This is a genomic window from Canibacter zhuwentaonis (assembly GCF_018531145.1).
Classification (GTDB): Bacteria; Actinomycetota; Actinomycetes; order Actinomycetales; family Microbacteriaceae; genus Canibacter; species Canibacter zhuwentaonis.
Genome location: NZ_JAHDSZ010000001.1, coordinates 129991 through 143393 on the forward strand (window position 1 = coordinate 129991; position 13403 = coordinate 143393).

The window sequence follows — 13403 nt, forward strand, 5'->3', positions numbered from 1 at the left end:
GCTACGCTTTATATGTGAATAAGTCTAAGCCAACCCTGATGATAGTTGACGGTCACTCGCTTGCGTTTCGAGCTTTTTACGGCGCGCCCGTTGACGCGTTTGTAACCACTTCTGGGCAGCACACAAACGCGGTTCACGCTTTTATCTCTATGCTTTTGGTGCTGTTGGAAAAATACAATCCCGATTCGCTGGCGATTGCCTTTGATATTTCGCGCCACTCTTTCCGCACCGAAGAATACCCCGAGTATAAGGGCGCCCGGCGTGCAACGCCCGAGGAGTTCAAGGGGCAGGTGCCGCTGCTCAAAGAGGTGCTTGAAGCGATGGGTATTGTCACAGTAGAAAAACAGGGTTATGAGGCGGATGATATTCTCGCTACTCTGGCAACCGCCGCAGACAATCAGGGCTATGCGGTTTATGTTGTGAGCGGTGACAGAGACACTATTCAGCTTGTTAACGAGAATGTCACTCTGCTGTACCCGGGCGCACTGGGCGTGAAACTGCTCAAAGAGTACACGCCAGCTGCGGTGGTTGAAAAATACGGGATTAAACCCGAGCAGTATCCCGATATGGCGGCTCTGGTTGGTGAAACAAGCGATAACCTGCCGGGCATCCCAAAGGTTGGTGAAAAAACCGCCGCAAAGTGGATTAACGAGTACGGCTCACTGGCCGAAATTCTCGCAAACAAAGACAGCATAAAGGGCAAAGTTGGTGAGAATCTACGCGAAAACGCGCATCTTGCCGAGCGCAACCGCCGTCTAAACCGGCTTTTACGCGATGTTGAACTCCCGTTTGAAATTAGCGATCTTGCACGCGGGCAAATAGACATGGCGCGGGTGACCCCGGTTTTACGGAAACTAGAGTTTAGAAGTGTGCTGCGGCGGGTCGCTAAGTTTGCGGGGGAGGTAACAGTGGCGGATCTGTCAGATCCCGAGTTAGCAGGTGCGGCAAATACCGCTGCTGTCAGTTTGCAAGCGGAGTTTCCTGATCCGCAGCTGCTCCTGGATGAGGAGCTTGAAGCCTGGCTGCACAGGGACGAAGCTAAGAGCGTATTTATTGCGCCCGACCGTGAGCGTGCCTCGGGTAAGTACACGGTCGGGCTTGCAACGGTCACAGCCAGCGTTGAGTTTAGCTGGCTGCCTGGCGGGTCAGATTATCAGGGTTTTGCAAAGTGGCTTGCAAGCGAGTCTGCCAAACAGGTTTGGGACGCAAAAAAGCTGAGCCACGAACTGGCCAGCTTGGGCGTGCAGCTGAACGGTGTTACAGCGGACGCGCAGCTTGCGCTGAACGTTTTGCGCCCTGATATTAACGAGAAAAACTTTGCTAAATCGTGCGGTAAGTTTCTGGGCGAAGAGGTTACAGAAGAGCAGATTGTCGCGGGCGAAATCGGGGCTGCAAAGTGCGCCTGGCTAGTGCTGCGCCTTAATTCTTATGCGCTGAGCAACCTTGATACGCGCAGCGAGCGTCTCTATAGGGAAATTGAGCTGCCGTTAACGGCGGTGCTTGCAAGCCTAGAAGAGCGTGGAATCGCGATTGACCTGCCCGTTTTAGAGGGGCATCGGCTGGAGCTGAAAGAGCAGGTTGCAGAGCTTGAGCGCAAAGCCTACGCCGCAATTAACCAGCAAATCAACCTTGCGTCGCCGAAGCAGCTACAAAAAGTGCTGTTTGAAGACCTGGCTCTGCCGCCGTCGCGTAAAATTAAGAGCGGCTATTCAACTGACGCGAAAAGCATTAAAGAGCTGCAGCTGGCGCATCCGCACCCGTTTTTGGAGGCGCTTATCGAGCACCGTGAAAAAAACAAGCTGGCGCAGATGGTGCAAACGCTAATTGACTCGATTTCACCGGCGGATAACAAGATCCACACAACCCTGCTGCAAATAGGTGCTGTTACCGGGCGGCTTGCCTCAACCGCTCCGAACCTGCAGAATATTCCCACCAGGAGCTTTGAGGGGGAGCGGATTCGTGGCGCTTTCACCTATGATGACGCTTACGACTGCCTGCTGACCGCTGATTATTCGCAGATTGAAATGCGGATCATGGCGCACCTGTCTAATGACGAGGGGCTGATTGCGGCGTTCAAAGAAGGCGAAGATCTGCACCGCTCTGTTGGCGCGCGGGTTTTCGGGGTTGCTCCGGCGGATGTTAACGCAAGTATGCGCGCAAAAGTGAAAGCGATGTCTTATGGGCTGACCTACGGGCTGGGCGTGTTTGGACTTGCCAGCCAGCTTAATATTTCGCAGGCGGAGGCAAAACAGCTTATGTCTGACTACTTTAACAGGTTTGGCGGAGTGCGCGACTATCTGCGCAGCGTTGTTGAGCAGGCGCGCACAAAAGGCTACACAGAAACCATTTTTGGGCGGCGCAGGCTTTTTCCGGAGCTGAAATCATCAAACCGGGTTGTAAGGCAAAACGCTGAGCGTGCGGCGCTTAACGCACCGATTCAGGGAAGCGCCTCAGACATTATTAAAATTGCCATGCTGGCAATAGAAAAGCGCCTAGCCGAGAGTAAGCTGCGCAGCCGAATGGTGCTGCAGATCCATGACGAACTTATGTTTGAGGCCGCCATGAGTGAGCTTGAAACACTGCAACAGATTGTGCGCGAGGAGATGTCCGCAGCCGCGCAGCTGCTAGTTCCGCTGGAGGTTTCGCTGGGGGTTGGCGCTAACTGGCAGCTGGCGGCGCACTAGGGTTACTGCTCCTGCTCGTAGCTGGCAGCAAGTTTTTCAAGCAAAAATTTGGCGCCCTCATCCTGCATCCCGTTGTGGAAATACGCAACGTGCCCGTCTTCGCGGTTTTGCTGCATAGCTTGGCACACAATATCGTGCGCTACGCAGTAGTTGCGGATAATATCCGCATACCGGTCAAGCGTGCCGGGGAGTCTTGGGATTATGCCGTCTCGCCCCGGTTTGAAGCTGCCGTATGCGTACGGCTCAGACGCCACAAAGCGCGGATCCCCGTAGAGAATAATGCCCGCAATATTGGCTGTTGCCTTATCGCTCGGCAACCCGGTGTTGGTGCCGAGAAAGCGCTTACTGGGGGCGGTAAGAGACTCTGCGATTGTAAATGCCCCCTGCGAGTACCCTGCTAGCAGGATTTTCTGCTCCGGGCACAGGCGCGCTTGATTTTCTAGGGTGTCTGTGAGTTTGCGCATTCCTTCGGGTGCGCTCTCGCCAAATTCCGCGGTTGCGGGATACTCAAGATCGTAGTGCTGAAATATCGGGACCGCCGTTTTGCTGGCAACTACTGCGGCGGATCTCTGGTTGGTGTTTGCTGCTGGGTTGCTTTTATACTCCATTTGCGCTTTGCTAAGAACCTCGGTGAGTTTATTTGCAACTACGGACAGCAGATTTCCCCTGGAGAGCGGCTCATCTGTGCCGCGAGCTGTGATTAGCAGCACCGCCGAGCAGCCGCTCAGCTTGGCTGCGGTGGATGCGGGGTGTGCGTTAAGATCCCACTTTTTACTGCCGTTATTAACCTCTTCGCGGTCGGCAATTGCGTTGATAGCTAAGATTTGCGCGGCGGCATTGGGTGTGCTGGCAGAGCACCCTGCAAAAATGATTGCAAGCGCGGTTAGCAGCGCCGCCACGAGTGCTAGTTTGGTTAGTTTTTGAGCTGGAGCAGCGAAATTCACAGCAGTAATTTTACTCTAGTTTTAGGGTCGTGCTTTTGGTGTGTAGGTAATTTTTGACCGCTAACTTGATAATGTTAATGATATTCATTATCATATAAATATGCAAAACATAACCCAAAAATCAAAGTTGAGAGCGCTCCGCCAGCTTGGTGGTTCGTTTATTGCTGCCACGATACTGCTTTCATGCGCCTTTATTGGTGGCGCGAACGCGGTTGATAATCCGCCTGCAGAAGAGCAGAAAATTGTTGCAACCCGGGCTCACGTAGACAGCCCGAAGGTGTTTTATGAAGACGGCAGACTGGTGCTGAAGTCTGAGTTTTCCCACAATCGACTGCCGCTTGAAAAAACAATTAACTATCTCGGGCCCGGCTACAATTACGGAAAACAGAGGTTTATTTTTAGGGTGCCAGAGCACGCCCCGGAGCTTGATTTTCTGGGCAAAGCTGGCACCAGCTGGTATATGGGTCCTGATATTTCAGGGCTTAGGCATCCGGTCATCTGGTCGGGATACGCCGCTGATGCGGGTGTGCCAATCGAAAACTTTAGAGACAAGAGCTTCACGCTCGATCTGATAGACGTTAAAGGCCCCGGCAGGGTAGAGCTGCTGGGTTGGTACGAGGCTGAAGATGAGGGCGGCGCAGGTTTTGTTAAACGACTTTTGAGCAGCTCGGACGCAAACTACCGGAGCGCGAAACTATCCGCTGGAACTCACACTCACAACTACAACCTGTTTGAAAAACCAGGTCGCTACGAGCTGATATACCGCGCAACCGCGCGCACAACCGCAGGCGAGTTTATCAGCAGCGAAATAAAAACCCTGGAGTGGCAGGTTGGCGGTAACGAACCGGGGCAGCAGATCAAGCCAGAACCGGTGCATAAAGACGAGACCGAGCAACCCGAGGGCAAAAAAAACGCACAGTCCATTTTCAGTCTTCCCAAAGAGGAAAATGCGCAGCTCGGGTTTAGTATTGCCCCCGCAAACGCTAAAACACCAGAAGATGTTATAGCGAGCGCGCGTGATCTTAGAGTTGTCACCGATAAAACACTCGCAGGAACAGCCCAGTTCTATATCGACGGATTTAAGCTCGCCGAGGTTGAACTGCACGACGGGCAAGCCGGTTACACCGAGATGATCGGCGCGAGCGCCGGTAAATACCAGGTTGCTGTGAAAAACCAGCAGGGCGAGGTTGTTTACACATCTGCAGTCCTTAATTACGGTCCTGAAACAGAGCCGGGCAAAACTGTTAACACAGCAGAAACAGGGGAAATAATTGCTGCTGCGCCGGCTGCTGCGCCGCAGTTCCTGCCGGAAAATATTTCCTACGACTCTGACATTAAGTACACGGTTGCATCAGAGCCTGTTAACTACACCAACACTCGCAGGGTTACTGTGGCGGTTGATCGCGACGGAGTTTATGGGCTGTTCTGGATTGTCAGGAGAACCTCTGACGGGCAGGTACAGAGCGAATATATGTTCTCATCGGGGCAGGGCAGCCGCAGTGTTAGCTTCTACACGGAAGATAATGATGGGCTGGACGGCAGCTTTGAGGCTATTTTCTTGCCACACCCGGCTGTAACAAACCTAAAATCTAGCGTGCTAAAGGTTGCTGAAGAGTACCAGCCAAACACCAAGTACAGTGCCACAGGAGAAATCAAGCGTGAAAACAGCGCGCAGCCCACGCCGCCAACGGTAACGCCGTCAGTTCCTGCTCCGGCAGAACCGGGAAGTGATGTGCAGCACGGCGGTGATACTCCGCTTGAGAAGCGCCTGCTGATCAGGAAGGGACACCTTGACATTGCAGTCTACCTGCATCACGGTAAAGCCAGCATGGTGCTTAAAGACAGTAGTCGCGAGCACTCAAAGCAGGAGGTGAATCGCAGCGTGCGCGATATTGCGATAGCCGTTGCAGATACCGCGATCCAGCGCCGCCTGCCTAAGAAAAACAAGGAAGAGTGGCAGCGGGTGTTCGACTACGAGGGCATCAACTGGGTTCTGCCAGAAGCACAGAAACTTGATTTGCCGTGGCCAGGTTACAGCTCTGAAACGGTTAGTGAAGCCGATATTAACGGCACTATGAAACTTGAGATGACCGATTTTAGCGGCCCGGGCGAGCTGAATCTTTACAGCGTGCGCAGGGTTGCTGGAATACCGGAGGTGCTGCTTGGCAGTGGTGAGGGTAAGCCGCGTAGTTTTGATGTGTATCCGGGCGATCACTTGCACACCGGATGGGTGTTTACAAAGCCGGGTGTTTACTCTGTTGAGCTGCGTTACACGGGAGAGCACAAGTCGGGCGAGCGTTTTGCAACACCGGCAGAGAAACTGTTTTTCCTGGTGGGCGATAAAGCCATAGCGGACAATGCTCCTGCTGACAGTATTGATAAAACCCCGCAGCGCTTGTCTGGTGAGGATCGTTTTGCAACCGCAGTGCAGATCTCAAAGCAGTACAGCGCGGGAGTAAAAGCCTTGTTTATCACTGACGGTGGTGGCTACGCGGACGCGCTGGGTGCCGGAGCAGCGGCGGCACACCTCGAGTCGCCGGTGCTGCTCAGCTCTAAAACCGAGGGCATTAACAGCGCAACCCTCGCTGAGATTAGGCGTTTGAATCCGCAAACTGTCTACATCGTGGGAGGCGAACACGCCGTAACTCGCGCGAGCGAGAACGCACTGCGCGAGCTTGCGCGCGAAAAGGGCTTCAGCCTGGAGCGCATCGCCGGTGACGATCGCTACGAAACAAATCGCTTACTCGCGTTGAAGGTCTTTAACGGCAAGTTTGCGAGCGCGGTTATTGCAACAGGCCGCGATTTCCCCGACGCGCTTGCGGCGACCAGCCTGGCGGGCGCTAAAAAAGCCCCTGTGCTGCTCGTTGATGGTAAGCAGGCGGGGCTAAGCTCGGCAACTAAAGAGCTGCTGGGCGCTGCTAAAACCAAATACGCTGTGATCTTGGGTGGCACGGCCGCAGTATCTGGAGGCATTGAATCTGACTTGCGGCGCTTGGGCGCGCAGGTGGTGCGCAAAGCGGGAGAGGATCGTTACGAGACAGCGTTCCTGGTAAACCAGGAGCTGCTGTGGAATAAACCACAAAAGGTTTATTTCGCGAGCGGTGAGACCTACGCGGATGCGCTTACAGGAGGCGCGAAAGCGGCTCTGGATGGGGCGCCGCTGTTGCTAACTGCGGGCTCCTGCTTAAGCAAACAAACAGCGGATGCGATTGCAAAATATGCGCCTAGTGCGAAGCGGATTATCCTCGGCGGTAATATGCGCGTTGGTGATGGCGTCTTTGAGCTAGCTAGCTGCGCCGTTTCTTAGGCTGGTAAGCAAAGTGTGGCTGTGAATTTAAAATTCACAGCCACACTTTGCTTTTACCCAGCCAAATATTATATTATGGAGCGATCGCTATTGTTGCGATTTACGATGTTCGATTCGCGCTAGCAAAATCTGTTAGCGCCCGATTCTTCCTTATTTGGAGTACATTTTATGACAAGCAAAACGACCAAGGCAACCCAGGTAGCCGTAAACGATATCGGCTCAGCAGAAGATTTTCTTGCCGCGGTCGAAAAGACTCTTAAGTTTTTTAACGATGGTGACATGATTGAGGGCACCGTTGTTAAAATTGACCGCGATGAGGTGTTGCTAGACGTCGGCTATAAAACTGAGGGTGTAATTCCTTCTCGCGAGCTCTCAATTAAACACGATGTTGCTCCCGGTGAAGTTGTCGAAGTCGGTGACACCGTTGAAGCTCTTGTGTTGCAGAAAGAAGACAAAGAAGGTCGTTTGATCCTCTCTAAGAAGCGTGCACAGTACGAGCGCGCTTGGGGCGATGTCGAAAACATCAAAGAAAACGATTCTATTGTTACAGGCACTGTAATTGAGGTTGTTAAGGGTGGCTTGATCGTAGATATCGGGTTGCGCGGCTTCTTGCCAGCATCGCTTATTGAGCTGCGTCGTGTGCGTGATCTTACCCCTTACCTTGGGCAAGAGATTGAAGCTAAAATCCTTGAGCTTGATAAAAACCGCAACAACGTTGTGTTGTCACGTCGCGCAATGCTTGAAGAAACCCAGTCGGCTACACGCTCTTCATTCCTGAACGATCTGAAGCCAGGTCAGGTGCGCCGCGGCGTTATCTCATCGATTGTTAACTTCGGTGCGTTCGTTGATCTTGGCGGAGTTGACGGTCTTGTGCACGTTTCTGAGCTCAGCTGGAAGCATATCGACCACGCAGCAGAGGTTGTTGAGGTTGGCCAAGAGGTTACCGTTGAGGTGCTCTCTGTTGAAATTGACCGCGAGCGCGTTTCACTCTCTCTGAAGGCAACCCAGGAAGATCCTTGGCAGGTATTCGCTCGTAGTCACGCTATCGGGCAGATTACCCCTGGTAAAGTCACAAAGCTTGTTCCGTTCGGCGCATTTGTGCGCGTTGCTGATGGCATCGAGGGTCTTGTTCACATTTCAGAGCTTTCTGCAAGCCATGTTGAACTTGCTGAGCAGGTTGTTTCAGTTGGTGACGAAGCATTCGTAAAGATCATCGACATTGACCTTGAGCGTCGTCGCATCTCACTCAGCCTGAAGCAGGCTAATGAGGGCGTTGATCCTGAGGGCACTGAGTTTGATCCCGCTCTTTACGGCATGACAACCGAGTATGATGAGAACGGCGAGTACAAATATCCTGAAGGATTCGACCCGGAAACCCAAGAATGGAAAGCAGGATTCGAGTCTGAGCGTGAGGTATGGGAGCAAGAGTACGCAGCTGCGCAGACACGCTGGGAGGCTCACAAGGCTCAGGTTGCTGATGCTGTAAAAGCTCCGGCTCTTGTGTCTGAGCAGGTCGCAGCTTCTGCTGAGGCAGAGGGTGTTGCACCGGTCGCTCTGGTGGATGATGAAGCGTTGGCAGCTCTTAAAGAACAGCTCGAAGCTAAATAATTTTACCGCTCACAAGCGGTAACAGGGGCTCGTGTTTTCTGCGGAAAGTGCGAGCCTCTTTTAGTGTTTATGACCCGGTTTTCTGAGGTGGTTACGGGGTCACTCCAGCGTTTGCTGCCCGGTATTCTATGGCAGATGCGAAGCTCATGCAGCGCTTACAAGCTGGTTTCCGCTGCGGGCGCGAAGCTCCTGCAGCGCTTACAACCCATCTTTTAGTAGAGTAAGTAGTATGAAAATTATTGCACTTACCGGAGGCATTGCGGCCGGTAAAACAACCGTTGCAAAACTGTTCCGCGAGTGCGGCGCTGCCCTGATTGACGCCGATGTTTTAGCGCGCGCAGCCGTTGCCGAAGGCACTCCCGGACACGCCGCTGTGCTCGCAGAGTTTGGCGCTGATATTATTGGCACAGACGGTGAGCTCGACCGGCGCAAACTGGGCACTGTGGTTTTTGCCTCAGCGGCTAAGCGACGCGCGCTCGAAGCAATTGTGCACCCCGAGGTGAAACGCCTGTTCGCGCTGCACGCAACCGAACTAAAGCAGCGCGAAGTTCCGGTTTGCGTGTACGAAATCCCGCTCCTGGTGGAGAGCGGACAACAGCACAACTTTGACGGTGTGGTCGTGGTTGTGGCAGACAAAGAGACCAGACTGCGGCGACTAACAATAGAGCGTGGGCTGTCGGCTGAAATGGCTGCACAGCGCCTTGCTGCACAGGTTTCAGACGAAGCGCGGATCGCAATCGCCAACTGGGTTGTGCCCACTGATGTGAATATTGCGCAAACACGGCAGCAGGTACAGCAGATTTGGCAGCAAATTACCGCTGCTCCGTATATGAGCGCGCGTGGAGTGAATTAGCACCGTGAGACCGAGCACCTTCTTAAGACGGATTAGCGCATAACAAGCCAGTTTTTGGGCGGACTGATTCTGAGCTATCTCGTGCTGGGAGGGGATTCGCCGCTAAAAGCGAATTCCAGCTGTCACTCCAACCACAGCGCGCAGCGCCGATCCGCTGCCAAAATAAGTGTGATTACCCGCCACTAAAAGCGAGACGCACGTGAGTTATCCAGTCGAGCCCCAGTTGTGCGTAGAAAGCGATTGCCGCGTAGGATAAAATTACCAGCACCCAGCGCCACTCGTGCAAAAACTGGCAGATGCGGCGCAGTCCGGCGCTTACCCGTGCGTGATTCTCCGCGACCGTCGCGGGCACAGTTAGCCAGAACAGTGGAATTGTTACGAGCCATATCACCATGCACCATGGGCACAGCGTGCCAATTGCAAAAACGCTCTGCCAGCTGAGCCAGAAAACGAACACCACTGCGGTAAGCAGGGCGCAGTTGTAGATGTGCCAGAACCAGCTACTAAAACGTGCCCCCGCGAGCAGCGCCACCCCCACTAGCACCGGCGCAACAAAAGCGGCAATGCCGATGAATGTGTTGGAAAACCCGAACAGCGACCCTTGCCAAGAGTCCATGTTTGGCCCGCAGGTGACCAGAATGCTGAACTCGCAGTTTGTGACATAGTCAGGGTTTTTCAGCTTTTTAAGGTATTCCACGGCCAGCTCCATGGACGCAAACCACCCAATTGCCCCAAATAAAATTGAGACCAGTGCTAATTTTAAGGTTTTGTCTCGGTTATTTTTCATAAAACTAATTTTACTAGCGTTTACTCAGTTTTGGCTTGATAAATAGTGCAATAATTGTTTACAGGTTTATTGTACTATTTTCATTAAACCGCAAGATTTAATGCATGATTTCATGCAGGTGTAAGATTTTTGCCACTATATGGCGCACTACAGCAAAAATAGTGGCTAGCGTAATGCTAAGGAGCACACTGTTATGGTGAAAGAACATATTGCCGCAGGTGACACACAGTCGCCAGCAGCTATTCAGATGGTGGACGGCAACTCGCGGGAGGTCAGCGCGCAACCGGCAGCAATCGCGGCGGATCGGGTTGACACGAAGTGCGTGATGTTTCTTGCGCCGGATGTGCCACCGGTAAAACCAAAACCGCGCGTGCCGTATCTGAGTTTTGAAGTGGGAATGCCGCTGTTCGATCTTGTTCGTAAAGCAGGCGATGAGAAGCGTAAGCCGCTGGAGCCGGTTGTGCAGGCTCTGCGCGAGAAAGATCGCGATGATAAGGGTGCGCCCGCCCGCGACGAGCGGAGCCAGTTGCAAAAAGCGGTGCAGCAGGAGCGGGGCGAGCACGATACGCAGCCTGTTGCCGGATCTATGCGCCTGGAGGCTAAAAAGCACCGCAAGCGTGATAGCCGCGATATTGGCAGGCGCCGTGTGGTGGTTACCGAATCTGAGTTTTTAGCGCGGCGCGAGTCTGTTGACCGGCGCATGATCGTGCATAGCTCTCAAAATTTTGTGCAGATCGGGGTGCTTGAAGACAAGATGCTGGTTGAGCACTATGTTGCGCGCTCTGATGAGACCTCGCTGATAGGTAATGTTTATCTGGGCAAGGTACAAAATGTGCTGCCGGGTATGGAGGCCGCGTTTATCGACATTGGCGAAGAGCGCAATGCTGTTTTGTACGCTGGCGAAGTTGACTGGTCAGAGTACAGCGGCAGCTACCGCTCGCGCAAAATTGACAGGGTGCTAAAGCCGGGTGACTCGATTCTGGTGCAGGTGTTGAAAGACCCTGTTGGGCACAAGGGCGCACGATTGACGACGCAGATTTCACTGTCCGGGCGTTTTCTGGTGTTTTTGCCGGGCGGATCAACAAACGGTATTTCACGCAAGCTGCCGGATACTGAGCGGCAGCGTTTGAAAAAAATTCTGAAAGAGATTGTGCCGGTGGATTCAAGCGTGATTGTGCGTACCGCTTCCGAGGGCGCTAGTGATGAGCAGCTGAAGCGCGATGTGAGGTCTTTGAGTGCGCGCTGGGAGGCTATTTCCAAGGGCGTAACCGAGGCGAAAGCGCCGGTGTGCTTGCACGCGGAGCCGGATACGTTGATTAAAATCGTGCGTGATGTGTTTAACGAGGATTTCCAGAAACTCGTAATCGACAGTGAGAGCGTGCATGGCACAATCGTCAGCTATCTTGAAAAGATTGCGCCCGAGCTGTTAGAACGGGTTGTTTTACACAGGGGTGAGCGCGATGCCTTTGCTAAGTTCCGCGTCACAGAGCAGATTAAAAAAGCGCTCGATCGCAAGGTTTGGTTGCCCTCTGGCGGCTCGCTCGTGCTTGACCGCACCGAGGCAATGACCGTGATTGACGTGAACACGGGCAAGTTTGTTGGCAGCGGCGGTAATCTCGAAGAGACCGTCACTAAAAACAACCTTGAAGCGGCCGAAGAGATTGTGCGCCAGTTGCGCCTGCGTGACATCGGTGGTATTATTGTGATTGACTTTATTGATATGGTGCTTGAGACGAACCGTGATCTGGTGTATCGCAGGCTGATTGACTGCCTAGGTCGAGATCGCACAAAGCATCAGGTGGCTGAGGTGACATCGCTTGGGCTGGTGCAGATGACTCGCAAAAAGATCGGGTTAGGTCTGCTCGAGTCGTTCAGTAATAATTGTGAGGTCTGTGAGGGTCGCGGGGTGATAGTTCAGCAGGCACCGGTTTCACACAAGCATGATCAGAATACTTCTGGCAAGAAGGCGGCTCGTGCGCAGCAGGCGCGCCAGATTAAGCGTTCTGCTTCAGCTAAAATCGCGCAGGTGGTTGCAGCTATAAACGCTGATGCCAAGAAAGACGAGACCGCAGAATTCACTGACGGCTCTGCAGAGAGCGTTGTGTCGCAGACGGATGTAGCGCGGGCAGATAAGAAACAGGCGAATTCGTCGCGGGCGAATAAGACCCGGGCGGATGCGGCGGTCGAACCGCGCGATGATGGTGCGCGGGATGTTTTGAGCGGCGGTGGCGGATTCGCTGTAAAACCGACCGAAACCGCACCGGAAGCACAGCATACGGAGCAGCCTAAGCTTGCGCCGCGCCGCAGTCGCCGGGTTGTGAAAGCTGCTGGCTCAAACAGGGTTGAAGAGGTTGCCCTAAAGCAGGTATCAGCGGATGCTGCTGAGCGGGAGGGTGATTCTGGCAAGCAAGAGTCTGTGGATGTTCCGGCTGAGCGGGCAAATGCTGTTGAGCAGCAGGTGATAGCGGCTGTTGAGCAGGCGGAGATTACAGCTGAGAAGACAGAGACTGCGGGCGAGCAGGTAGGTGCAGAGGCTGCTGCTGAGCAAGCTTCCGCAGCATTAACTACTGAGCAGAATCTGACAGAGCAACAGTCGCAAGATGTTGAGGAAGCAGCTGAGGCTGATGATATTGACGATGCTGACGAGTACGATATGGACGATCTCGACAGCGACTCTGACAGCTTTGATGATGACTTGGATATTGTGCCGATCGACCTGGACGATACCGCCGACGAATTTGAGTATGACGGCGAAGAGGAGCGCGTAGAATCGGATGAGCCGCACGTGCGCATAGATCCCACAATTGCGTATAACGCGGTTGACGCTTTATTTGGGCACATGGAAAAGCGCGCTCCGAAGAAGGCGAAAGAACGCGCCGCGGACGGTGGCGCTGGCGAGATAATTCAGCGTCACGGCGAGAAATCGGGCGAGATGAAGCAGCTGTTCGACAAGGTTCTGGGGGCTTTGCCTGATCCGCGCGCCTCTGGTAGGGGGCGTGAGCGGGCGCGGATGGAAGCTGAGATTCAGGCTCGTGTTGAGAAGTCACGGAGCAAGAGTGCGCTTAACGATCCAGAGGTTAGCAGAGATTTGACAATGTCAATTTTGGAAACTTTGCTGGATTCGTCTCTGGGTAAAAAGCCGGAGGATAGCGCTGATTCTGACAATTAGTGCGATCGTAAATTACGGGCGTGGTGTTTGACCGCTCGCGCCTTTGTGCGG

7 protein-coding genes are annotated in these 13403 nt (G+C 53.6%); 5 read left to right on the top strand and 2 right to left on the bottom strand.

The genetic code is table 11. The annotated features are described in order from the left end of the window. Window positions 1-14 precede the first annotated feature (14 nt). Window positions 15-2684 (top strand): DNA polymerase I, encoded by a 2670-nt coding sequence (gene polA / locus KJY78_RS00625; RefSeq protein WP_431732312.1) that lies wholly within the window; start codon window positions 15-17, stop codon window positions 2682-2684. Window positions 2685-2686: 2 nt separating this feature from the next. Here polA and KJY78_RS00630 read toward each other — a convergent pair whose 3' ends face one another. Further along, window positions 2687-3628, bottom strand: a complete 942-nt coding sequence (locus KJY78_RS00630; protein ID WP_214336470.1) for a cutinase family protein — start codon at window positions 3626-3628, stop codon at window positions 2687-2689. Window positions 3629-3728: 100 nt separating this feature from the next. Here KJY78_RS00630 and KJY78_RS00635 point away from each other — a divergent pair, with 100 nt between their 5' ends. The 3 genes from KJY78_RS00635 to coaE all read left to right on the top strand — a co-directional run bounded on the left by KJY78_RS00635 (window position 3729) and on the right by coaE (window position 9396). After that, window positions 3729-6935, top strand: a complete 3207-nt coding sequence (locus tag KJY78_RS00635; protein ID WP_214336472.1) for a choice-of-anchor M domain-containing protein — start codon at window positions 3729-3731, stop codon at window positions 6933-6935. Window positions 6936-7103: 168 nt separating this feature from the next. After that, a complete protein-coding gene (gene rpsA / locus KJY78_RS00640; protein WP_214336474.1) occupies window positions 7104-8543 on the top strand; it encodes a 30S ribosomal protein S1 in 1440 nt (479 codons plus the stop codon). 229 nt (window positions 8544-8772) lie between these two features. Further along, window positions 8773-9396 (top strand): dephospho-CoA kinase, encoded by a 624-nt coding sequence (coaE, locus tag KJY78_RS00645; protein ID WP_214336477.1) that lies wholly within the window; start codon window positions 8773-8775, stop codon window positions 9394-9396. A gap of 172 nt (window positions 9397-9568) precedes the next feature. Here coaE and KJY78_RS00650 read toward each other — a convergent pair whose 3' ends face one another. Further along, window positions 9569-10183, bottom strand: a complete 615-nt coding sequence (locus tag KJY78_RS00650; protein ID WP_214336480.1) for a vitamin K epoxide reductase family protein — start codon at window positions 10181-10183, stop codon at window positions 9569-9571. A 193-nt stretch (window positions 10184-10376) separates the two neighbouring features. Between KJY78_RS00650 and KJY78_RS00655 the strand changes: the two genes are divergently transcribed. After that, window positions 10377-13352: an Rne/Rng family ribonuclease gene (locus KJY78_RS00655; protein ID WP_214336484.1), complete on the top strand. Its 2976-nt coding sequence runs from the start codon at window positions 10377-10379 to the stop codon at window positions 13350-13352. Window positions 13353-13403 lie beyond the last annotated feature (51 nt).